The sequence below is a fragment of the Streptomyces sp. NPDC107498 genome, from assembly GCF_055582805.1.
Window position 1 is genome coordinate 1 of sequence record NZ_JBVJPE010000021.1, and the last position, 24,850, is coordinate 24,850.

At 75.3% G+C, this 24,850-nt stretch carries 12 protein-coding genes; all 12 read left to right on the forward strand.

All coding sequences use genetic code 11. The features are described from left to right. Positions 1-2,658 (forward strand): non-ribosomal peptide synthetase (locus ACZ66Z_RS29380; protein WP_469938386.1); only part of this gene is annotated, 2,658 nt, incomplete at its 5' end. Further along, the gene (locus ACZ66Z_RS29385; RefSeq protein ID WP_469938387.1) at positions 2,658-3,443 is read left to right on the forward strand and encodes a thioesterase II family protein; all 786 of its coding nucleotides are present in this window, start codon (positions 2,658-2,660) and stop codon (positions 3,441-3,443) included. The genes ACZ66Z_RS29380 and ACZ66Z_RS29385, both read left to right, overlap by 1 nt. Positions 3,444-3,522: 79 nt before the next feature. Further along, on the forward strand, positions 3,523-4,557 hold the full coding sequence (locus ACZ66Z_RS29390) for a TauD/TfdA family dioxygenase (RefSeq protein WP_469938388.1): 1,035 nt from the start codon (positions 3,523-3,525) through the stop codon (positions 4,555-4,557). An 8-nt stretch (positions 4,558-4,565) separates the two neighbouring features. Further along, positions 4,566-6,446: a non-ribosomal peptide synthetase gene (locus tag ACZ66Z_RS29395; protein WP_469938389.1), complete on the forward strand. Its 1,881-nt coding sequence runs from the start codon at positions 4,566-4,568 to the stop codon at positions 6,444-6,446. A 95-nt stretch (positions 6,447-6,541) separates the two neighbouring features. After that, entirely contained in the window at positions 6,542-12,052 is a 5,511-nt protein-coding gene (locus tag ACZ66Z_RS29400) for a condensation domain-containing protein (protein WP_469938390.1), read from the forward strand. A gap of 687 nt (positions 12,053-12,739) precedes the next feature. Continuing rightward, positions 12,740-19,912, forward strand: a complete 7,173-nt coding sequence (locus ACZ66Z_RS29405) for an amino acid adenylation domain-containing protein (RefSeq protein ID WP_469938391.1) — start codon at positions 12,740-12,742, stop codon at positions 19,910-19,912. Continuing rightward, entirely contained in the window at positions 19,909-20,124 is a 216-nt protein-coding gene (locus ACZ66Z_RS29410) for an MbtH family protein (RefSeq protein ID WP_469938392.1), read from the forward strand. The genes ACZ66Z_RS29405 and ACZ66Z_RS29410 overlap by 4 nt, the downstream gene beginning before the upstream one ends. Before the next feature lie 184 nt (positions 20,125-20,308). Further along, positions 20,309-20,719: a cobalamin B12-binding domain-containing protein gene (locus ACZ66Z_RS29415; RefSeq protein ID WP_469938393.1), complete on the forward strand. Its 411-nt coding sequence runs from the start codon at positions 20,309-20,311 to the stop codon at positions 20,717-20,719. After that, on the forward strand, positions 20,716-22,059 hold the full coding sequence (locus ACZ66Z_RS29420; RefSeq protein WP_469938394.1) for a methylaspartate mutase: 1,344 nt from the start codon (positions 20,716-20,718) through the stop codon (positions 22,057-22,059). Before ACZ66Z_RS29415 ends, ACZ66Z_RS29420 begins: the two co-directional genes overlap by 4 nt. A gap of 32 nt (positions 22,060-22,091) precedes the next feature. Then, positions 22,092-23,096: an asparagine synthetase A gene (locus ACZ66Z_RS29425; protein ID WP_469938395.1), complete on the forward strand. Its 1,005-nt coding sequence runs from the start codon at positions 22,092-22,094 to the stop codon at positions 23,094-23,096. After that, positions 23,093-24,418 (forward strand): glutamate synthase-related protein, encoded by a 1,326-nt coding sequence (locus ACZ66Z_RS29430; RefSeq protein WP_469938396.1) that lies wholly within the window; start codon positions 23,093-23,095, stop codon positions 24,416-24,418. Before ACZ66Z_RS29425 ends, ACZ66Z_RS29430 begins: the two co-directional genes overlap by 4 nt. Then, positions 24,415-24,768 carry a hypothetical protein gene (locus ACZ66Z_RS29435; protein ID WP_469938397.1) on the forward strand — a complete coding sequence of 118 codons (354 nt, stop codon included), beginning with the start codon at positions 24,415-24,417 and terminating at the stop codon, positions 24,766-24,768. Before ACZ66Z_RS29430 ends, ACZ66Z_RS29435 begins: the two co-directional genes overlap by 4 nt. Positions 24,769-24,850 lie beyond the last annotated feature (82 nt).

Consider the following 24,850-nt stretch of genomic DNA (forward strand, 5'->3'; position numbering starts at 1 on the left):
TGGCGCGGGGCGCTGGAGGGGCTGCCGGAGGAGCACGGGCTGAATCTGGACCGTCCCCGGCCGGCCAGGGCTTCCCACCGCGGCGGCCAGGTCGAACTCGACCTCGGTGCGGACCTGTTCGAACGCATCTCGGTCCTCGCCCGCTCGGAGGGGTGCACGCCCTTCATGGTGGTGCACGCCGCCCTGGTCACCGCGCTGACCCGTCTGGGCGCAGGGCCCGACCTGGCGATCGGCACCCCGGTAGCGGGCCGTGGTGAGCGGTCGTTGCAGGATCTGGTCGGGTTCTTCGTGAACACGCTGGTCCTGCGGACCAGCAGCGCCGGCGATCCGAGCTTCCGCGAGTTGCTGGGTCGGGTGCGTGCGGTGGACCTGGACGCGTTCGCGCACCAGGAGGCTCCGTTCGACCTGGTCCTCGAAGCGGTCAACCCGACCCGGAGCCTTTCGCGCCACCCCCTCTTCCAGATCAGCCTCGGCCTGGAAGTGGGCGGCGTCCCGGAGCTGCGCCTGCCCGGCGTCCGTACCGCCGAGGTCTCCGGCCGGGTGAACGGCGCGGCGAAGTTCGACCTCGAGTTCCTGCTCCGCTCCGACGACAGCCGGGGCCTGCACGGCGCGATCGTCTTCGCGGCCGAGCTGTTCGACGAGGACTCGGTACGGCGCATGGCGTCGGTGCTCGGCGAGGTGCTGACCCAGGCCCTCGACGAGCCGGACCGACGGCTGTCGGACCTGGAGGTCCTGTCGGAGGCGGAGCGCGAGCTGCTGACCGGCCCGTGGGCGGGGACCGTCGCCGAGGTGGGCGACGCCACCCTCGTCGAGCGGTTCGAGGAACAGGTGACCCGCCGCCCGGAGGCGACGGCACTGCTCGACGGAGCCCGCGAGGTGTCGTACGCGGAACTGAACGCGATGGCCAACCGGTGGGCCCACCACCTGCGCGCCCACGGCCTGGGTCGTGGCGACATGGCGGGTGTGCTGCTGGAGCGCGGGGTGGAGTTCGCGGCGGCGGTCATCGCCGTGGTCAAGACGGGGGCGGGATACACGCTCCTCGACCCGGACTTCCCGGACGAGCGGCTCCGCTCGGCGGCGACCGACGCCGGCGTCAGCCACCTCGTCACCACGCCGGCCCTCGCGGGCCGGGTCGACGGACCCTGGCAGACCCACACCGAGGCCCCCGGCGAGCTCCTGTCCCGCAACCCCGGCAACCTCGGTCTGTCGCTCGGCCCGGACGACCCCGCCTGCCTGATGTTCACGTCGGGTTCGACGGGCCGCCCGAAGGCGATCTTGTCGTCGCACCGGAATCTGGTGTCGACGGTGTCGGGGCAGTCGTACGGGTCGTTCGGTGCGGGTGAGGTGTTCCTGCAGTGTTCGCCGGTGTCGTGGGACGCGTTCAGTCTGGAGTTCTGGGGTGCGTTGCTGCACGGCGGGTCGACGGTGTTGCAGCCGGGGCAGCGGCCGGAGCCGGTGCTGATCGGTGAGTTGTCCCGCAGGCACGGGGTGACGATGCTGCAGTTGTCGGCGAGTCTGTTCAACTTCCTGGTCGACGAGCACCCGGAGGCCTTCGGGACGGTGACGGTGGCCTTCACCGGTGGTGAGGCGGCCTCCCCGGCGCACGTGCACAAGCTCCAGCGGCTCAGGCCCGGGATCCGGGTGGTCAACGGTTACGGGCCGGCGGAGTCCATGGGGTTCACCACCACCCACACGATCGAGCCCGGTCAGGAGCCGCACACGCTCGTCCCGGTAGGCGTGCCGCTGGTGAACAAGGCCGCCTATGTCCTGGACGCCCAGCTGAACCTGTGCGCGCCGGGAGTCACGGGCGAGCTCTACCTCGCGGGCGACGGTCTGGCCCACGGCTACTTGGGCCGCTCCGACCTGACCGCCACCCGATTCGTACCGAATCCCTTTGCGGCAGCCGCTGACCGGTTGTATCGGACGGGGGATCTGGCCCACTTCGACCGGCGCGGGCGGCTGCACTACGACGGGCGGGCGGACGACCAGATCAAGATCCGTGGCTTCCGGGTGGAGCCGGGTGAGACCGAGGCCGCGCTCCTGACCCACCCGGCCGTCACCCAGGCCGTCGTCACCGTCCACCACGAACAGCTCGCCGCGTACGTCGTCGCCGACGGCGACACGCCGCTCGACGAGATCCGCCGGCACGTCGTCGGCCGGCTGCCCGAGCACCTCGTCCCCACCCACGTCATCGTTCTGGAGCGCCTGCCCCTGACGCCGAACGGGAAGGTCGACAAGCGCGCCCTGCCCGAACCGGCCCCCGTCGCCTCCACCGGCCGTGCCCCGCGCACCCCGCTGGAGGAGACCCTGCTCGCCCTCTTCACCCGCACCCTCGACACCACCGCCGACCTCACGGTCGACGACGACTTCTTCCACCACGGCGGCCACTCCCTCCTGGGTGCCCGCCTCACCAACCACATCGCCGGGGCCCTCGACGTCCGGCTCACCATCCGCGACGTCTTCCAGCACCCCACTCCGGCCCGGCTCGCCGAGCACATCGTGTCCCTGAAGGCCGCGCCGGCGAGGAAGGCCCGCCCCGCCCTCCGACGCCGCACCGGGACCGAGGCGGCCCCGACCGATTCCGCCGCCCGGACCGTCCCCCAGACCGATACCCGGACCATCCCCCAGACCGTCACCGCGACAGAACGGATCAGCTGATGAACACCTACCCGACCCCCGCCCCCGAGGACGTCGTCTGGGACCTGCCGGGCGACCTGCCGCACCGCCTGTCGCTGCTCGTGCTCCCGCACGCCGGAGGCAACGCACACGCGTACAGCGCGTGGCGCGAGCACCTCCCGGCCGACGTGCGGCTGCTCATCGGCCAGTACCCGGGGCGCGGCGCCCGCTTCAGCGAGGACCTGCCCGAGTCCGTTGACGACCTGGCGCTGCCCGTGGTCGACGCGCTCCCCGCGGACACCGGCGCCCTGGTGGTGCTCGGGCACAGCATGGGCTCCCTGGTCGCCTTCGAGGTGACCCGCGCCCTGCAGGCCGTCGGCCGTGCCCCGCAGGGCCTGATCGCCTCCGCCTGCCGGGCGCCGGTGCTGCCCAACCAGTGCCCGGTGCACCCGGAGCGGCTGGACGACGACCAGCTGGTCGCGGCCATCAAGGAGCGCGGCGGCACCGACGACGGCATCCTCGACGACGAGGAGCTCCGCGAGATCGTCCTGCCGTCCATCCGCGCGGACTTCGCCATCGACGACGCCTATCGGTGCACCGCCCCGGACGTACGGCTCGACTGCCCGGTCGCGGTCTTCGGCGGGGACGCCGACCCGATCGTCCCGGTCGACATGCTCGACGGCTGGTCCCTGGTGGCCGGCCACCAGGTGGTGCCCGAGGTGCTGACCGGAGACCACTTCTACTTCCAGCAGGACCTGACCGGCTTCTTCGCCCGCCTGAACCCGGTCCTGGAGGCCCTGCACACCTCCGCCCCCAGCAACGCCTGACCCCCCGCCGTCCTCCCTCTCCGCCACCTTTCCTCCCCGTCGACTTTCCTTCCCCCCGAGGGACCACAAGGAGCCCACCATGACCACGTACGCCCAGAGCCCGGCCACCGCCGGCATCACCGTCGTCCGGGAGCCCGGCAAGCCGGCCCTCGTCGAGACGCCCGCCTTCGACACCATGGCGGAGGCCACCGCCTGGCTGTCCGCTCGGCTCCCCGCCGTCCAGGCCGAACTGCACCGCTCCGGCGCGGTCATGCTGCGCGGGCTTCCGGTGACGGACGCGGCGACGTTCGCCGAGGCGCGCGACGCGCTCGTCGCCCAGCGCGCCGGATACAAGGAGAAGGCCACGCCCCGCACGGACTTCGGCGAAGGGGTCTTCTCCTCCACCGACCTGCCGGCCGCCCAGCCGATCCGCCTGCACAACGAGAACAGCTACACCCTGGACTTCCCCGGCGTGCTGCTCTTCGGCTGCGTCACCGCCCCCGAGGCCGGCGGCGCGACCACCGTCGGCGACATGCGCCAGGCGCTCGCCATGCTGCCGCAGGACCTGGTCGCCCGGTTCGCCGAGGCCGGCTGGCTACTTGTGCGCAACTACTCCGACCTGGCCGGCATGCCCTGGCGCAAGGCCTTCTCCTCGGAGGATCCGGCGGGCGCCGAGGAGTACTGCGACGCGCACGCGATCGGCTACGAATGGCTCGACGAGGACACCCTGCGCACCCGCCAGCGCCGTTCCGCGATCATCACCCACCCGGTGACCGGCGAGCGGTCCTGGTTCAACCACTTCGCCTTCTGGAACGCCCGCAGCCTCGACGAGGACGTCCGCGAGGTCCTCACCGACACGTTCGGCCCGGACGGCCTGCCCTTCGACACCCGTCTCGGCGACGGCACCGCCCTCACCGACGCCGAGGTGGACGCGATCAACGACGTGTACCAGGCGGTCACGCTGCGGGAGAGCTGGCAGGCCGGCGACCTGATGCTCGTCGACAACATCCTCTGCGCCCACGGCCGGGAGTCGTACACCGGCGACCGGAAGATCCTCGTCGCCATGGGCGAGCCGGTACGGCTCTCCGACTGCTCCCCGACCACCGCCCCCTCCACCACCCTGTACGGAAGGTGAGCCCCGCCATGACCGCCGTCCTCCCCGAGCGCCCCGCCGCCGTCCCCGCCCCGTCGGCCCCCGCCGTCACGGGCGCCTGCGCCTGCGGCACCTGCGCCGCCGCCGGTACCGGCGCGGCCGACCTCCTCGCCCGGCTCGCCACCGCCCCCGGCGGGCGCACCGCCGTCGTCGCCGGCGACGACCGCCTCACCTTCGACGAGCTGCGCACCCGGGCCGCCGTGATCGCCGCCCGGTTCGCCGCCCTCGGCATCGGTCCGGAGAGCGTCGTGGCGCTCTGCCTGCCCCGGGGCGCCGCCCTGGTGACCGCGATCATCGGCACGCTCACCGCCGGCGCCGCCTACCTGCCGGTCGACCCGGCCCTGCCCGCCGACCGCCGTCGCTACCTCGTCGAGGACTCCGGTGCCGACCTGGTGGTCGTGGACGGCACGGACGGCTCCCCGGCGCCCGGCGCCCGCGCCGTGACGGTCGCCGAACTGACGGCCGACCCGGGCGACCCGGCTCCGGTCCCGTACGCGCCGGTCCCCGTCACCGCGGACACCCTGGCCTACGTCATCTACACCTCCGGCTCCACCGGCCGCCCGAAGGGCGTGGAGATCGGCCGCGCCGCCGCCTCCCTGCTGCTGAAGGAGCTGGAGGCGGCGGGCGCCGCCACCGGCGAGGGGTGCAGGGTCGGCTGGAACGCCTCCCCGTCGTTCGACGCCTCCGTGCAGCAGTGGACGCGGCTCTGCCGGGGCGACACCCTTGTCATGATCGACGAGGAGACCCGCCGCGACCCGTCCCTGCTCGCCGCCTTCGTCGACGCGCAGGCCCTCACCGACCTGGACATCACCCCCTCGCACGCCGACCCCCTCCTCGACCTGCTCACCGAGGACGGCGGCCCGCGCCCGCTGACCCTCCTCGTCGGGGGCGAGGCGATCAGCCCGGCGCTGTGGGACAGGCTCGTCGCCGCCCACCGCTCCGGACGGCTGCGCGCGCTCAACGTGTACGGGCCGACCGAGTGCACCGTCGACTCCACCGCCGGCTGGATCGACGGGCCGGGGGAGCCGCACATCGGCGCCGTCCTGCCGGGGCTCCGGATGCGCCTGCTCGACGAGGAGCTCGTCCCGGTCGGGCCGGGGGAGTCCGGCGAGCTGTATCTCGCGGGCCCGCGCGTGGGCCGTGGCTACCGGCGCAGGCCCGGACTGACGGCGGAGCGTTTCGTCGCCGACATCGCCCAGGACGCCGACGCCCCCGGCGGACGCATGTACCGCACCGGCGACCGCTGCCGGCTGCTGCCCGACGGCCGGCTCGTCTACCTCGGCCGCGCCGACGGCCAGGTCAAGCTGCGCGGACACCGCATCGAACTCCCGGAGATCGAGGCCGCCCTCACCCGGGTCGACGGGGTCGCCGAGGCGGCCGTGGTCCTCGGCGAGGACGCCGGCGGCACCGCCTGCCTGATCGCCTACCACCGCGGCGGGGACGCCACCGCCCTGCGCGCCGCGCTTGCGGACGGCCTGCCCGCGTACATGGTCCCGAGCGCGTTCGTCGCGGTGGACCGCTTCGCCACGACGCCCAGCGGCAAGCTCGACCGGTCCGCCCTGCCCGCCCGCCTCGACGTCCCGGCGGGGGCGGAGCCCCGGGCCGCCGGCACCGAGGGCGCCGACGGCCTGAACGGCCGCGCGGAGGAGCTGATCGCCCGCGTGTGGACGCAGGTCCTCGGCACCGCGTCGATCGGCCCGGACGACAACTTCTTCAAGCTCGGCGGCCACTCCCTGCTCGCCATCAAGCTGGTCTCCCGCGTGCGGGCCGAACTGTCCGTGGCGCTTCCGGTCAAGGCCGTGTACGCCCACCCGCGGCTGCGCGACCTCGCCGCCCACATCGAGGAGCTGCTGGCCGCGCGGGATGCCTGACCGCGGCCCGTCCCCGCACCGCGGTCCGTCCCGCCGCCGCGACCCCCGTCGCCGGTCCACCCGCCCGCCCCCGCCATCCACGAGGAGCAGCAACCGTGATCCCCCTGTCCTACGCCCAGCGCCGCCTGTGGTTCCTGAACCGGCTGGAGGGTTCCTCCTCGGCCTACAACGCGCCGGTGGTGCTCCGGCTGGGATCGATGCCCGACCCGGCCGCGCTCCGGGCGGCCGTACGGGACGTGGTGGAGCGGCACGAGGTGCTCCGGACCGTCTACCCGGCCCGGGAGGAGGAGCCGTACCAGAAGATCCTCGACGACGCCGAGGTGCGCTTCGAGGTGGAGGAGTGCGGCGCGGGCGAGGACGTGGCGACCCGGACGACGGCGTTCGCCCGGCTCTCCGTGGACGTGACGCGCGAACTGCCGCTCCGAGCAAGGCTGTTCGCGGTGGACGACGGCACGGCCGTCCTGGTGCTCCTCGTGCACCACATCGCCACGGACGGCTGGTCGGTGGGCTGCCTCCTCGCCGACCTGGACACCGCCTACCGCGCCCGCGCCGAGGGCCGCGCCCCCGACTGGGAGGCGCTGCCCGTCCAGTACGCGGACTACGCCCTGTGGCAGCGGGACATGCTCGGAGACCCCGAGGACCCCGACAGCACCGCGCACGAGCAGCTCGCCCACTGGCGCAAGGCCCTGGACGGAATCCCGGCCGAGACGCGGCTGCCCGCCGACCGGCCCCGGCCCACCGAGCCGAGCCACCGGGGAGCGGTGGTCTCGGCGGAACTGGACGCCGGCACCCACCGGGCCCTCGCCTCCCTCGCGCGCTCCCGGCGGGGCACGTTCTTCCTGGTGGCCCGGGCCGCCCTGGCCCTCGCCCTGCGGGCGGCGGGCGCGGGCGAGGACGTGGTCGTCGGCACACCGGTGGCGGGCCGGCCCGAGGAGGACCTGCACGACCTCGTCGGGTTCTTCGTGAACACCCTGGCCCTGCGCACGGACCTCTCGGGAGACCCCGGCCTCGGCGCGCTCGTGGACCGCGTCCGCGAGACGGACCTGATCGCGTTCGCCCACGAGGACCTGCCCTTCGACCTCCTCGTCGAGGACCTCAACCCCGAACGCTCCCTCGGCCGCCACCCGTTCTTCCAGGTCATGCTGAGCGCACAGACCCGGCAGGAGGGCGGGACCGTCCGGCTCGGGACCGTCCCCGCCGTCCTCGACGAAGCGGACCTGGCCACCGCCAAGTTCGACCTGAGCTTCCACTGCCAGGAGACGCTGGACGCCGGGGGCGAAGCGGGCGGAGTGCTCCTCGGCCTGCAGTACGCGACGGACCTGTACGACGAGGACACCGCGCGGCTCCTGCTCGCGCTGTTCCGGCGCGCGCTGACGGCCTTCGCCGAGGAGCGGGACGACACCCCCCTCAGCCGGATCGAGCTCCTGGCGGACGACGAGCGCGCCGCCCTCGACCGCCGGCACCGGACCCTCGCCGAGGCGGCACGGAACCGCACCGCCCCCCGGCAGGAGGAACCCGGGAGCGAGCGGACCGGGGCCCGCTCCGTCGGGGACCCCCGCGAGGAGATCCTGAGCGGCCTGTTCGCCGAGATCCTGGACCGGGACGCCGTACGCCCCGGTGACAACTTCTTCAAGCTCGGCGGGCACTCCCTGCTCGCCGGCAAGCTCACCAACCGCATCCGCGGAGCCCTCGGACTCCAGGCCGCCATCCGCGACGTCTTCCTCGCCCCGACCCCCCGGCAGCTCCTCCGCCGCCTCGGCGCGCGCGGCGACGGTCCCCGCCGTCCGGCCCTCCGGCCGGTGCCGGACGGGCAGCGCCCCGACCCCGTCCCCCTGTCGTACGCCCAGCGCCGGCTGTGGTTCCTGGGCCGGCTGGAGGGCCCCTCCTCGGCGTACAACGCGCCCATGGTGCTCACCCTGGACGCACAGCCCGAGACGACCGTCCTGGAGGCGGCCGTGCGGGACGTGATGAACCGCCACGAGGTGCTGCGGACGGTGTATCCGGTACGGGACGGAGAGCCGTACCAGCAGGTCCTGGACGTCCCGGAAGCACGGGTCGGGGTCGAGGAGTGCGCCACGCCGCGGGACGCGCGGGCGCGGGCGACCGCCTTCGCCGGGATCCCGCTGGACGTGACGCGCGAACTCCCGATCCGGACGAGGCTTTTCAGGGTCGCGGACGGCACGGCGGTCCTCGTCCTCTCGGTGCACCACATCGCCACGGACGGCTGGTCCGTGGGCGCCCTGCTCGCCGACCTGGACACCGCCTACCGCGCCCGCGCCGAGGGCCGCGCCCCCGACTGGGAGCCGCTGCCCGTCCAGTACGCCGACTACACCCTCTGGCAGCGCGAGCTCCTCGACGGCGAACACGGCGTCCGAGAAGACCAGTCGGCGTACTGGCGCAAGACCCTGGACGGAATCCCGGCCGAGACGCGGCTGCCCGCCGACCGGCCCCGGCCCACCGAGCCGAGCCACCGGGGCGCGGTCGTGACGACCGAGCTGGACGCCCTCGCCCACAAGGCGCTCGCCGCTGTCGCCCGCGGCCGCCGGGTCACGTTCTTCATGGTCGTCCGGGCCGCCCTGGCCCTCGCCCTGCGGGCGGCGGGCGCGGGCGAGGACGTGGTCGTCGGCACGGCGGTGGCCGGCCGGCCCGAACAGGACCTGCACGACCTCGTCGGGTTCTTCGTGAACACCCTCGCCCTGCGCACCGACCTGTCCGGGGACCCCACCCTCGCCGACCTCGTACGGCGCGTGCGGGACGGGGACCTGGCTGCCTTCGCCCACGACGACCTGCCCTTCGACCTCCTCGTCGAGGACCTCAACCCCGAACGCTCCCTCGGCCGCCACCCCTTCTTCCAGGTCATGGTCAGCGCGCAGACCCCGCGGGACACCGCCGTCCGCCTCGGCGGCACCACCGGCGTGACGGACGGCGCCGACCTCGCCGGAGCCAAGTTCGACCTCGCCTTCCACTGCGTCGAGACGCACGACGCCGACGGCGAACCCGGGGGAGTGCTCCTCGGACTGCACTACGCGACGGACCTGTACGACGAGGACACCGCGCGGATCCTCCTGGCCCTCTTCCGGCGCGCCCTGACGGCCTTCGCCGAGCGGGCCGACGACACGCCGCTGAGCGAGGTCGACCTGCTCACCGTCGAAGAGCGCCGGGGCCTCGACCGCCGGCACGACGAGCTCGCGCGCGCCCTCGCCCTCGCCGAGAAGGGGCGCGCCACCCCCGGGGACGGCCGGGGGCCGGGGGCACGCTCCGCGACGGACCCCCGCGAGGAGATCCTCCGCGGCCTCTTCGCGGAGGTCCTCGGCCGGGACGAGGTGCTGCCCGACGACAACTTCTTCAAGCTCGGCGGGCACTCCCTGCTCGCCGGCAAGCTCACCAACCGCGTCCGCGGAGCCCTCGGACTCCAGGCCGCCATCCGCGACGTCTTCCTCGCCCCCTCGCCCCGGCAGCTCCTCCGCCGCCTCGGCGAACAGGGCGACGGGCCCGCCCGCCCCCCGCTGCGAGCCGTCCCCGACGCGCTGCGCCCGGCACGCGTCCCCCTGTCCGCCGCCCAGCTCCGCCTCTGGTTCCTGGGCCGGCTCGAAGGCCCCGGTGCCACGTACAACATCCCCGTGGTGACCCGACTGCACCGCCCCGTCGAGCCGACCGTCCTGGCCGCCGCCCTGGCGGACGTCGCCGACCGGCACGAGGTGCTGCGCACCGTGTACCGGACGGCGGACGGGGAGCCCTACCAGCAGGTGCTGACCGGTGCGACTCCCGTGCTCGAACAGATCGGGACCGACGGCCCCGAGGCGCTGCGCGCGGCCGTCGACGCGGCCGCCGGGTACGTCTTCGACCTCGCCGCCGAAATCCCCTTCCGGGCCTCGCTGGTGACGGACGGCGGCGGCGACCAGGTCATGGTGCTCCTCGTCCACCACATCGCTGGCGACGGCTGGTCGACCAACTGCCTGCTCGCCGACCTGGACACCGCCTACCGCGCCCGCGCCGAGGGCCGCGCCCCCGACTGGGAGCCGCTGCCCGTCCAGTACACCGACTACACCCTCTGGCAGCACGACCTCCTCGACGGCGAGCACGGCGTCGCCGGCGAACAGCTCGCCCACTGGCGCGAGGCGCTCGACGGGCTGCCGCCGCTCCTCGCCCTGCCCACCGACCGGCCGCGTCCCGCCGAGAACGACGGAGCCGGCGCCCTGACCGCCTTCGAGGTCGGCGCCGCCACCCACCGGGCCCTGCTGCGCCGCGCCCGGGGCAGCGGCGCCACCCTCTTCATGGTCGTGCAGGCCGCCCTCGCCGCCCTCCTCACCCGGCACGGCGCGGGCACCGACATCGCGATCGGCACCACCGTCGCCGGCCGCGCGGACGACGCCCTGCACCCGCTCGTCGGCTTCTTCGTCAACACGCTGGTGCTGCGCACCGACACCTCCGGCGACCCCGACTTCACCGAACTGGTGCGCCGGGTCCGCGAGACCGGACTCGCCGCGTACAGCCACCAGGACCTCCCCTTCGACCGCCTCGTCGAACACCTCAGCCCGCACCGCTCCGCCGCCCACGCCCCCCTCGTCCAGGTGATGCTGCAGGTGCACGCGGCGGACACCGGGGCCGGGTCCCCGTCCGTCCTCGACGGCGAACCGGTCGCGTTCAGCGCGGCGGGCGCCAAGTCCGACCTCACCTTCGCCCTCACCGAACTCGTCGACGCCGACGGCGCACCGGCCGGCCTGCGGGGCGCCCTGGAGTACGCCACCGCCCTCTACGACGCGGACACCGCCGCGCTCCTGGCCCGGCGCCTCACCGAGACCCTCGACGCGCTCGCCGCCGACCCCGGCACCGCGCTCTCCGGAACGCCGTACGGCCCGGAGGCCCCCGAGGGGCCGGAGGCCGTCCTCGACGAGCGGGGACGTCCCGCGCCGGTACGGGTGCCCGGCGAGGTCCACGAGCGGACCCCCGGTGGCGGCCTGCGCGCCACCGGACGGCGGGCCTACGCCGAGGCCGACGGGACCCTGCGGCCCGTGGCCACCCTCACGGCGGGCGGCTACCCGGTGGAACCCGGCCGGGTCGAGGCCGTGCTCGGCGGCCACCCGCACGTGACCGGAGCGGTCGTCGCCGTCCGCGACGACCGGCTGTACGCCTACGTCACCCGGCTGCCCGGCGGCGCCGACGAGGCGGCGCTGCGCCGCTGGGCCGCCGAGCGGCTGCCCGAGTACCTGGCCCCCGCCCGCGTCGTCGCCGTGCCCCGGCTCCCCGCGCCCGGCCACCACGCCGACGTCCTCCCCGAGACGCCGCGCCCGGAGGCGGGCCCGGACGGCAGGGAGGAACGCCTCCTCGGGATCTTCCGGGACGTCCTCGGCGGGCGCCCCGTCGGCCGGGACGACAACTTCTTCAAGTCGGGCGGCCACTCCCTGCTCGCGGTGAGGCTGCTCAACCGGATCCGCGCCGAGTTCGGCCGGGACCTCACGCTGCGGGACGTCTTCCGCAACCCCACGGCGGCGACGCTCGCCCGCCGGCTGTCCGCCGCGGATCCGGCCGCGGCCGCCGCCGCGCCGGCTTCCGCCGCGGTCCCGGCGCTGCGCCGCCGCACGACGGGAGCCCGCCGCTCCGGCTGAACCCCGCCCCCACCGGGACGAGGCCCCCGCCAGGGGCAGTCGTCCCGCTGGGACGGCGCCCCCGCTGCGAGCATCCGTCCCGCCGGGGCGGCTCCCACCCCGCTGCGGGCCGCGCCCCCCGGCCCCCGTTGTGGGCCGCACCCGCCGACCCCCTGTTGTGGGCAGTCGTTCCGCTGGGGCGGAACGGGTGGGCACAACGGACGGCGCCCCTTGCCGGCGCCCGAGGCTCCCGTTGCCCTGACCCGCACCACGGTGTGTGCCGCACTTCGTGGTGCGGGTCCAGGCGCGGAAGGCGGAGGCGCCGCTGAAGGGCGCCGTCCCGTGTGCCCACCCTCCCCCAAGCTCTCGGCTCCGCTCGAGCAGGGGGGACCCCCTCGCCCAGCGGGACGCTTGCCCACACGGGCAGGGGACGGGGCACCGCCCAGCCGGGCGCGGGCCCATACGGGGGGTGGGCCGGGGCGCCGCCCCGGCGGGCGGGGGCCCGGACGGTGGGCGCGGGCCGAGGCACCGCCCCGCAAGGGCGACGGTCCGCATGCGGTACCGGCAGCTCCGGCGAGGGGCTTCTGCCGATCCGAGCTGCCGGACCGACTGCCCCGGAAGCGGCCACCGCACGCCTAGCGTGAGGGGCACGGAGGCGAGAGGAACCGTTCGCCCCGGTCTCTCGGCCCCTTACCGGAGGAACTCAGCATGCCCCCCAGCAGAACGGAAGACCTGCTCGACGGCGGACCCTCTCCCGCCCCCGCGCCGCCCGTGCTCGACCTGATCGCCCATCAGACGCGTACCCGTCCCGACGCCACCGCCCTGGTGCACGCCGACGCCCGCCTGACCTACGCCGAGCTCGCCGCCGCCGTGGCGGACCGGGCCCGGGAGCTCACCGCGCGGGGCGCGGGCCCCGGCCGGCTCGTCGCCCTCCACCGGCCCCGCGGCATCGACGCGATCGTCGGGCTCCTCGCCGTCCTCACCGCCGGCGCCGCCTACCTGCCCCTCGACGTCCAGGCCCCCGACGCCCGCAACGAGGCGATCCTCAAGGACGCCTGCGGCGACCTGGCACCGGCGCCCGCGGACGTCGCCCGGCACGGCGAGCTCGTCCTCGGCGGCCCCGGCGCCGGAGAGGGCGCGGCCTACGTCATCTACACCTCCGGATCCACCGGCACCCCCAACGGCGTGGTCGTCGCCCACGATTCCCTCGCCCACTTCGTCGCCGGCGCGACCCCGGCGTACGGCATCGGCCCCGACGACGCGGTCCTCCAGTTCAGCCCGCTCCACTTCGACGCCAGCATCCAGGAGATCTTCACGACCCTCGGCGCCGGCGGCACCCTCGTCCTGCGCACCGACGACATGCTCGACGTCGCCGAACTCCTCGCGGGCTGCGCCCGGCACGGCGTCACCTACCTCGACCTGCCCGCCGCCTACTGGCACGAGCTCGTCTACGTCCTCACCACCGGGTCCGCCCGCCTCCCCGACCGCCTGCGCACCGTGATGATCTACGGCGAGGCCGCCCTGCCCGAGCGCGTCGCCCAGTGGCGCGCCCTCGTCGGCGACCGGATCCGCCTGCTCAACGGCTACGGCCCCACCGAGACCACCGTCGTGGCCACGGTCGCCGACCTCAGCCGGCACGACACCGGCCCCATCCCCATCGGCCGGCCGCTGCCCGGCGTCCGCGCCGCCGTCGTCGACGGCGAACTGTGGCTGCTCGGCGGCGGTCTGACCCGCGGCTACCTCCACCGGCCGGAACTGAACGCCCGCCGCTTCACCGCACTCGACGGAGAGCGCGCCTACCGCACCGGCGACCTCGTCGCCCTCGGCGAGGACCGGCAGATCCTGTACCACGGCCGCCTCGACGACGAGGTGAAGATCGGCGGCCAGCGCATCGACCCCGCCGCCGTCGACTCCGTCCTCGCCGGCCACCCGAAGGTCCGCGAGGCCGCCGTCGTCGCCCAGCAGGACGGCGACGGCGTCAAGCGCCTCGTCGCGTTCGTGGTGACCGAGGGCGGTACGGACGCGGAGGAGCTGCGCGACTGGGTACGCGCGCGCATGCCGGCCGCCGCCGTGCCCGCCGTCTCGATCGTCGTCGCCCTGCCCCGCACCAGCTCCGGCAAGATCAACCGCAAGGCGCTGCGCACCGCCGACCCGCGCCTGCCCGTCGTCGACGAGGAACCCCTGCCCCCCGAGGACCGGGTCCCGCTGTCGCACGCCCAGCGCCGGCTGTGGCTGGTCGGCCAGCTCGACGGACCCTCCGCCGCGTACAACATGCCGATCGTCCTCGACCTGGAGTCCGTCCCCGACCGGGCCGCGCTCGCCGCCGCCGTGGCCGACGTCGCCGAACGGCACGAGGTGCTGCGCACCGTCTTCCTCGCGCCCGAGGACGAGCCGTACCAGCACGTCCTCGCCCCCACCGCCGTCCGGCTGCGCACCGTCGAGTGTCCGGCGGAGGAGCGCGCCGAGCGGGTCGCCCGGTTCGCGGCCGAGACCTTCGACCTGTCCCGCGAACTGCCCCTGCGCGTCGCCCTGTTCCTCCCGGACGACGGCCCCGGAGCCACCCTGGCCGTCCTGCTCCACCACGTCGCCGGCGACGGCTGGTCGCTCGAACCGCTGATGACCGACCTCGCCCACGCCTACGCCGCCCGCGCCGAGGGGCGCGCCCCCGACCGGGAGCCGCTGCCCGTCCAGTACGCCGACTACACGCTCTGGCAGAACGACCTCCTCGGCGGCGCCGACGACCCCGACTCCGTCGCCGCCCGGGGCCTCGCCCACTGGAGCACGGCCCTGGACGGCCTGCCCGCCGCGACCGACCTGCCCCTCGACCGGCCCCGGCCCCCCGTCCGCGCCCACGACGGCGGCCTGGTCACCGCCACCGTCGAACCGGCCGTCCACGCACGGCTCGTCCGCCTGGCCGAGGAGCACGACGCCAGCCTGCTCATGGTCCTGCAGTCCGCGCTCGCGCTCGCCCTGCGCGCCGCCGGCGCGGGAGAGCGCACCGTCCTCGGCACCCCCGTCGCCGGCCGCGACGACGAGGCCCTCGACGAACTCGTCGGCTTCTTCGTCAACACCCTGGTGCTGCCCACCGACACCACCGGCGACCCCGCCTTCACCGACCTCCTGCACCGGGTCCGCGACACCGACCTCGCCGCCTTCGCCCACCAGCGGCTGCCCTTCGACCTCCTCGTGGAGCACCTCAACCCGCCCCGCACGCCCGGGGTCCACCCGCTCTTCCAGGTGATGCTCACCCTGCGGACCACGGGCCCCGACGCCGGCCCGTTCCGCCTCGGCGCGATCGGGGGCCGCTTCGCCGGCGAAGGGCCCGCCACCACCAAGTTCGACCTCACGTCCGCCTTCGAGGAACTCCGGGACGCCGACGGCGCCCCCGCCGGGCTGCGGCTCGGCCTGGAGTACGCGCGCGACGTCTTCGACGAGGACACCGCCCGCATCCTGCTCGCCGCCCTGGAGCGCGCCCTGCGCGCCGCCGCCGAACACCCCGGGGCCCCGGTCCGGGACACCGGCCTCGTCGACCCCGCGACCCGGCACGCCCTGGACGAACGGCGCGCCCGCACCGCCGCCCGCACCGCCGAGGCCACCGAGAGGGCGACGGCACCCCTCGGCACGGAGCCTCCCGCGCCCCACACCGACACCCTGCGGGAACTCTTCGCCGAAGTCCTCGGCCTCGACCGGGTCGGTCCCCACGAGGGCTTCTTCACCATCGGCGGCCACTCCATGAGCGGCGTGCGCCTCGCCAACCGGATCCGCGCCCGCCTCGGCGTCGACGTCCAGGTCCGCGACCTGCTCCTCGCCCCCACCCCCGACGCCCTCGCCCGCCGCATCGCCGTCCGGTCCACCGCCCCGGAGACGGACGGCGCGCCCGGACCCGCGCGCCCCCGGCCCGTCCCGCGCGCCGACCGGCCCGCACGCGTCCCCCTGTCGTACGCCCAGCGCAGGCTGTGGTTCATCGACACCCTTGAAGGCCCCAGCGCCTCCTACAACATCCCCCTCGTCCTCCGGCCGGCACAGCCCCTCGACGCCGGCGCGCTCGCCGCGGCCCTCACCGACCTCTCCGACCGGCACGAGGTGCTCCGCACCCGTTACCGCAGCGTCGACGGCGAACCCCACCAGGAGGTCCTGACCGCCGTCCGGCCCCCTCTCGACGTACGGTCCGTCCCCGCCGACCGGCTCGCGGACGCCGTCGCCGAGGCCGCGGGACACGTCTTCGACCTGGCCGAGGAGACACCCCTGCGCGCCACCCTCGTCACCCCCGACGACGGCGGCGCACAGGTCCTGGTCCTGCTCGTCCACCACATCGCCGCCGACGGCTGGTCCACCGGCCCCCTCCTCGCCGACTTCACCGCCGCCTACCGCGCCCGCGCGGCGGGCGAGGGCCCCACCTGGCGGCCGTTGCCCGTCCAGTACGCCGACTACACCCTCTGGCAGCGCGACCTCCTCGACGGCCCGGCCGCCGGGGCCCACCTCGACTTCTGGGAGCGGACCCTCGCGGGCGCCCCCGCCGTGCTCGAACTCCCCTCCGCCCGCCCCCGACCCGCCGAAGCCACCCACCGCGGCGGACGCGCCCCCGTCACCGTCGACGCCGCCACCCACCGGGCCCTCGAAGCCCTCGCCCGGCGCGGCGGCGCCACCCTGTTCATGGTCCTCCAGGCCGCCCTGGCCGCCGTCCTCACCCGGCACGGCGCGGGCACCGACCTGCCGCTCGCCACCATGACCGCCGGACGCGACGACGAGACCCTCGGCGACCTGGTCGGCTTCTTCGTCAACACCCTGGTGCTGCGCACCGACACCTCCGGCGACCCCACCTTCGCCGAACTCCTCGAACGGGTCCGGCAGACCGACCTCGCCGCCTACGGGCACCAGGAGCTCCCCTTCGACCGGGTCGTCGAGCACCTCAACCCGGTCCGCACCACCGCCCACCACCCGCTGGCCCAGATCGTCGTCCAGCTCCACCACGACTACACCCGCGACGTCCCCGGCGCGGCCGCCGCGAAGGGCCTCTTCCAGGAGGGCGGACCCGCGCTCCTCGACACCGTCTCCACCAAGTTCGACCTGACCTTCGCCCTCGACGAGCGGCGGGACGCGGAAGGACGGCCCGCCGGCCTGGCCGGCGGCCTGGAGTACGCCACGGACCTGTTCGACGCCCCCACCGCCGCGCTGCTCGCCGCCCACCTGGAGCAGACCCTGCGGGCCGCCGCGGCCGATCCCGGCACACGGATCGGCGACGTCGACCTGTTCACCGCCGCCGACCGGTTCCGGCTGGTCGACGAGTACAACGCCACCGCCACCGCCACCGCCACCGCCACGGCCGCCGCGGTCCCCACCGCTCCGGGGACGGTCCACGAGCTGATCGGCCGCCGGGCCGCGCGCACCCCCGACGCGCCCGCGCTGATCACCGACGGGGAGACCGTCGGCTACGGAGCGCTCGACGCCCGCGCCGACGCGCTGGCCGCCCGCCTCCGGACCGCCGGGGTGAGCCGCGGCGACACCGTCGGCGTCCTCCTCGAACGCGGCGTGTCCCTGGTGGTGACGGCCCTCGCGGTCCTCAAGTGCGGCGCCGCCTACCTCCCCCTGGACCCGCGCCTTCCCGAGGCCAGGATCCGGCTGATGCTGTCGGACGCCGGGGTGCGCGTGGTGGTGACCGACCCGGACCACGCCGAGGGCGTCGGGGGAGCCGTCCCGACGGTGCTGCCGGTGGACGCCCCCGACGTCGCGGGGGAGCCCCTCGGCGAGAACCCCCGCGCCACCGGGGACGACCTGATGTACGTGATGTTCACGTCCGGGTCGACGGGCCGGCCGAAGGGCGTCGGCGTCACCCACCGCAACGTGGTGGAGCTCGCCGGGGACCGCGACGTCCGCGCCGGGGGAGCGCCCCGGATGCTCGTCCACTCGGCGACCGGGTTCGACGCCTCCGTCTTCGAGATCTGGGTGCCGCTCCTGAACGGCGGCAGCCTCGTCCTCACCCGCGGCGACGGCACGGACCTGGCCGAGACCGCCCGCGCCGTCCGCGAACACGGCGTCACCGCCGCCTACTTCACCGTCGGCCTCTTCCACGTCATGGCCGACGAGGGCCTGGACACCCTCCGGCTGCTGCGCGAGGTGTGGACCGGCGGCGACGTCGCCGGCCCGGCCGCCGTCCAACGGGTCCTCAGCCACTGCCCGGACACCGTCCTCGTCCACTCCTACGGCCCCACCGAGACCACCTTCGCCTCCCACAACCAGTGGTTCGGCACCGGCGAACGCACCCTGCGGGGCGCCGGACTGCACCTCGGGCGGCCGATGGACAACACCCGCAGCCACGTCCTCGACGACGCCCTGCGCCCGGTCCCGCCGGGCGTCCCCGGCGAGCTGTACATCGCCGGCTCGCACGTGGCCCGCGGTTACGTGGGCCGGGCCGGGCTGACCGCCGAACGGTTCGTCCCCGACCCGTTCGAGGGGGACGGCAGCCGCATGTACCGCACGGGCGACCGCGTGCTGTGGACCCCCGCGGGCGAACTCCGGTTCCTCGGCAGGGCCGACGGCCAGGTCAAGCTGCGCGGCGTGCGGATCGAACCCGGAGAGGTCGAGCGGGCCCTCGCCGCGCACCCCTCGGTCGGCCAGGCCCTCGTCGTGGTCCGCGAGGACCGGCCCGGCGAGAAGAGCCTCGTCGGCTACGTCGTCCCCCGCGCGGACACGCCGGTCACCGAGGCCGAACTGCTCGCCGCGGCGCGCGCCGCGCTCCCCGAGCACCTCGTGCCGTCCGCCGTCGTCGTCCTCGACGCCCTGCCGCTGACCGTCAACGGCAAACCCGACCGCACGGCGCTCCCCGCGCCGCACCGGCCCGTCGCCGCCGAGGGCGGCCGGCAGCCCCGCAACGCCCGCGAGGAGGTGCTGTGCGCGCTGTTCGCCGAGATCCTCGACGTGCCCCGGGTCGGCATCGACGACAACTTCTTCGCCCTGGGCGGCCACTCGCTGCTCGGCGTCCGCCTGGTCAACCGGATCCGTGGCGTCCTCGGCATCGAACGCACCGTCCGCGACCTGTTCCGCCTGCCCACCCCCGCCGGGCTCCTCGGCCTGCCGGAGGACGACGGCGACGGCACGGCCGCCGCCCTGGGCGTCCTGCTGCCGCTCAGCACCCGCGGCACCCGCCGCCCGTTGTTCTGCGTCCACCCCGGCACCGGCGTCGGCTGGGCCTACGCCGGACTCGCCCGCCACCTCGGCGACGACCAGCCGCTGTACGCCCTGCAGGCCCGCGCGCTGAGCGAGCCCGACCACCGGCCGCGCAGCGTCGAGGAGATGGCCGGCGACTACCTGGAGCAGATCCGGCGGATCCAGCCCTGGGGCCCGTACCGGCTGCTCGGCTGGTCGTACGGCGGCCTCGTCGCCCACGCCATGGCCGTACGGCTCCGCGAGGCCGGCGAGCGGGTCGAACTGCTCGCGCTGATGGACGTCCACCAGACCGGGCCCGAAAGCGTCTCCGTGCTCCCGCCCGAGGAGCGGACGGCGACGGTCCGGCCGGCGGACCCCGCGGACCTCGCCGCGGCGATGGCGGAGATCCGCCGCGAGGACCCCGTCCTCGCCGGGTTCTCCGACGCCGAACTCCGGGCGGTGCTCCGTGCCTCCGAGACGCACGCCGCCCTCATGGCCCGGCACGTGCCGGGCGTCGCCGACACCGACGCGCTGTTCTTCACCGCCCGCCGGCCGGGGGAGCGCGAAGGTGCCCTCGCCGCCACCTGGATTCCCTTCACCGAGGGCGTCATCGACAATCACACCGTCGAATGCGGTCACCTCCAGATGACCGAACCGGAACCTCTCGAAAAAATCGGAAGAATAGTCGCGGAGAAACTCTCCGCGCTTCAGAAGGAAGAAACGAGGAGCCAGTCATGAGCGAGTCCGTCAACCCGTTCGACAACGCCGAGGGAACTTTCCACGTCGTCGTGAACGACGAGGGGCAGCACTCCCTGTGGCCCGCCTTCGCGGACGTCCCGGCGGGCTGGACCAGCGTCTGGGGCGCCGGGAGCCGCGCCGAGGCCTTGGAGTACATCACCGCCCACTGGACCGACATCCGCCCCCGCAGCCTCGTCGCGCAGTACGCCTGACCCGCCCCCGGCCGAAGCGCCGTGTCCCGCAGCCGATGCGGGGCACGGCGCTTCTTCCGTTCGCGCCGGCCGGGAAAGGGGCCCTCCAGCAGGAAAAGGGACGGGAATTGTCGAGCGAAAGTGCCGGTCCTTGCTGCCGGTCGTACTTCCCCTTCCGGAATCCCCGGAAATCTATCCTCGACACATGAAGATACTCCTGAGCGGAACCGCATCGGATTCCCATACCTGGAATCTCGTGTACCTCCGTCTCTTCCTCGAGGAACAGGGCCACGAGGTCGTCGGGCTCGGTCCCTGCGTCCCCGCCGAGCTGCTGGTCGCCGGCTGTCTGCGGCACGCGCCCGACGCGGTGGTGCTCAGCAGCGTCAACGGACACGGCTACCGCGACGGACTCGCCGCCGTCCGCCGGCTGCGCGAGGTGCCCGCCCTGACCGGCCTCCCCGTGGCGCTCGGGGGAAAGCTCGGCGTCGCCGGGCACCGCCAGGAGGCCGACGTGGCACGGCTCACCGAGGCCGGCTGCGACGCCGTGCTCGGCGAGGACCTGGACGCCCTGCGCGCGTTCCTCGCCGCGCGCGCCCGCAGGGAGGTGCCGGCTTGACCGCCCCCGCCCCCGCCCCTGCTACCGCCCCCGCTCCCGGCTTCGGCGGCTTCGTCGCGGCGTCCATGGCCGCCGGCCGGCTCGTCGTCCAGCCCCGCATGGGCTTCGGCGACCCCGACCGGATGCGGGCCGGACTCGCCCGGACCAGGGCCGCCACCGCGCACACCGCGGGCACCCTGACCGTCGACAGCTACACCCGCGTCGGAGACCTCGCCGCCGCCCGCGCCGCCGTGGCCGACGGAAGCCGCCTCAACGGCTACCCGATCGCCGCGCACTCCCCGGCCACCACCCGGGCCGTCCTCGACGGCCTGTTCGACGCCGACTTCCCCGTGCAGGTCCGGCACGGCTCCGCCCGCCCCCTGGCCATCGTCCGGGCGCTCACCGCGGCCGGACTCGACGCCACCGAGGGCGGCCCCGTCTCCTACTGCCTGCCCTACGGCCGCACCCCCCTGCGGGAGTCCGTCACCGCCTGGGCCCGCGCCTGCGAACTCCTCGCCGCGACGGCGCGGCCCGGTGCCGTGCCCCATCTGGAGAGCTTCGGCGGCTGCCTCCTGGGCCAGCTCTGCCCGCCGGGCCTGCTGGTGGCCGTGAGCGTCCTGGAGTGCCTGTTCTTCGCCCGGTTCGGGCTGCGCAGCGTCTCCCTCAGCTACGCCCAGCAGACCGACCCGGCGCAGGACGAGGAGGCCCTGCGGGCCCTGCACCGGCTCGCCGTCGAGTTCCTGCCCGACGACGTCGACCACCACGTCGTCCTCTACACCTACATGGGCGTCTACCCCCGCACCGAACAGGGCGCCACCCGTCTCCTGGAGGCCTCCGCCCGGCTCGCCGTGCGCTCCGGCGCCGGCCGCCTCATCGTCAAGACCACCGCGGAGGCCCACCGCATCCCGACCGTCGAGGAGAACGTCCGCGCCCTGGAGACCGCCGCCGCGGCCGCCGCGCTCGCCGGCCCCCCGGCCCCCGGCCCCACGGCCGAGGGGGACGGCGAGGTGTACCAGGAGGCCCGCACCCTGATCGAGACCGTCCTCGGCCTCCACCCCGACCTGTCCCGGGCCCTGCCGGCCGCCTTCGAACGGGGGCTGCTCGACGTGCCGTTCTGCCTCCACCCCGACAACGCGGGCCGCTCCGCGGGATTCGTCGACCCCGGGGGGCGGCTCCGCTGGGCCCGCACCGGCGCCATGCCGATCCGCCCGGACGCGGGCGCCGACGCGGCCCCGCTCACCGCGGCCGGTCTGCTCGCCGCACTTCACCACGTCGCCGACCGCTACGACAGCCCCCGGCACCACGACGGCGGCGACGACCACGACCACGACCGCCCGCCGGCCGCCCCGCTCACCGTCTGACCGCTCGTCACCAGCCTGACAGGAGAACCGTCATGGACCAGCCCCTCTCCGCCGGCGCACCGGCGACCCCGCCCCCGCTGGGCGAGCACCTCCGCTCGCCGCAGCTGCGCGCCGCCATGCTCGTCCAGCAGGAGGCCCTCCACGCCGCCCGCGCGTTCCTGCGCGGCGAGGGCTTCACCGAGCTGCTGCCCCCGCTCGTCGGGCCCGTCACCGACCCCGGCGGCCGCGGCGCCAAGGCCCTCGACGTCGACTACTACGGCCACCCGTACAAGCTGATGACCAGCGCCATCCTCTACAAGCAGGCGTCCCTGCGCGGCTTCCCCCGGCTCTTCTACGTCGCCCCCAACGTGCGCGTCGAGCCCGAGGAGACCGCCACCACCGGCCGTCACCTCGTCGAGTTCCACCAGATCGACGTGGAGATCGCCGACGGGAGCCGCGAGGACGCCCAGGAGATCGCCGCGGGGCTGCTCACCCACGTCACCGAGCACATGTGGACCGCCGTCCCCGAGATCCTCGGCGAACTCGGACGGACGGAGGGGGACTTCGCCGACGTCCGCGCAGGCAAGTACGACGTCCGCACCCACGACGAGGCCGTGGCCCGCCTCCTCGCCGCCGGCCACCCGCAGAACCCCGACGGAGAGATCGACTGGGCCGGCGAGCGGCTCCTCTCCCTGGAGAGCGACCGCCCCTTCTTCGTCAACGACTACCCCAAGGGCTCCCGCGGCTTCTACGACCGCGAGGACCCCGAACGCCTCGGCGTCCTGCGCAACTTCGACCTGATCGCCCCGCACGGCTACGGCGAACTCGTCTCCGGCAGCGAGCGCGAGGCCGACTACGCCACCATCGTCACCCGCATGCGCGAGAGCGGGGAGAACCCCGCCAAGTACGCCTGGTACCTCAAGGAGGCCCGCGACGGCATGCCGCCCAGCGCCGGATTCGGCATGGGCCTCCAGCGCCTGGTCCGCTTCCTCACGGGCCTCGACGCCCTGTGGCAGGTCAGCGCCTACCCGAAGCTCCCCGGGGTGGTGGCCCCGTGACCGCCCTCGACGCCCCCGGCCTCCCCGAGCGCGCGATCCGCGCCCGCGCCCGCAACGGCACCGCCGAGGTCTTCCCCGACCCCGCCACGTACGGCACACGGCTGTACGGACCGGGTCCGGCGACCGCCGCCGACGACCTCGACCGGGCGCGCATCGTCCCGCCCGTCTTCATGCCCCAGCGCCTGGAGAAGCTCATCGACCTCGCCCGCGAACCGGAGTTCACGGACGTCGACCTCGGCTCCCGCGTCGGCGGCTTCACCACCCGGCTGCCCCTCTACCTGTCCGCCTTCGGCTCCACCCGCGCCGGCAGCGGCGACCTCGCCGTCCACGCGAGCCGGCAGGCCGCCCGCCTCGGCATCCCCATGGTCATCGGCGAGAACATGATCCCCGTGCACGGCTACCGCCGCGCCGGCGACGCCACCCGCTCCGCCCTCCTCGCCCGGGTCGAGGCCTACCTCGACGCCGCACCCGACGGCGTCGGCGGCGTCGTCGTCCAGCAGTCCACCGAGGACGCCGACTCCGAGGTCTGGAACCTCCTCTACAGCGACCCCGCCTTCCGGCCCCTCCTGGAGTCCGGCCGGCTCGCCTTCGAGCTCAAGACCGGCCAGGGCGCCAAGCCCGGCCTCGGCGGCATGACCGTCGTCGACCGCGCCGAGGCCGAGCAGCTCGCCCGCCGCTTCACCGTCAGCGACGTCCTCGGCCCGGACGGCGGGCACCGGCTGCGCTGCGCCACCCCCGGCACCTTCACCGACGAGATCCTCCGCCAGCAGCTGCGCTTCATGCGGAACAACTTCCCCAAGGCCCGCACCTGGGTGAAGTTCCACCCGGGCCGCGACGTCGCCCACGCCGCCCGCACCGCCTGGTCCGCCGGAGCCGACGCCGTCACCGTCGACGGCGCCGAGGGCGGCACCGGCTGGGCCCCGGGCGTCTTCCTCGACCACGTCGGCCTGCCCCTCGCCGAATGCCTGCGCCGCATCGGCCGCCCCGACGGCTGCCTGCTCGCCGGCGGCGGCATGTGGGAAGGCGGCCGCGCCCTGCGCGCCCTCGCCCTGGGGGCCACCGCCGTCGGCCTCGGCCGCGCGGCCCTCGTGGCCGTCGACGAGGACCCCGAGCACGGCCTGGAACGCCTCGCCGACGGCATCGCCCTCGAACTGCGGCTGCTCGTCAGCGCCCTGGGCAAGTACACCGTCGCCGCCCTGGGCCCCGAGGACCTGTGGTGGCCCGACGGCCACCCCTCCCACGCCGGCCACCCCTCCCACGCCGGTCACACCGCCGAGGCGCCGCCCCCGGGCGTCGCCGACCCGGCCGGAGCGACGCCATGACCGCGCACCGGCGGCGCGCCGGGGACCACGCCGTCCACGCCTGCTTCTCCGTCAGGGAGGCCCCGGGCATCAGCGTGACGGTCTCTCCCGACGGGACCGGCCTCGTCGGCACCGCCCGGCACACGGCCCAGCGCGCCCTCGCCGAGGCGGGCCGCGGCTACCTCGGCGGACGCGTCGAGCTGCGGACGCCCCGGACCCCCGCCCCGGTCACCTCCCGGCCCAGCGCCTTCGGCACGCGCCGGCGGCGCGCCGTGCGCCGGGCCGCCGACCGTGCGGTGGCCCTCGCCGTCGCCGCCGGCCTCCGGGGCGACGCCGACGGCGTCCGGGTCCACGTCCGCCCGCCCCTCTGACCCGGGGCCGCCGTCTCCGCGCCCCTGCCCGCGCCCCGGCTCCCCTCCGACCGGAGCCGTCGCCTCCGCACCCCGCTCTCCG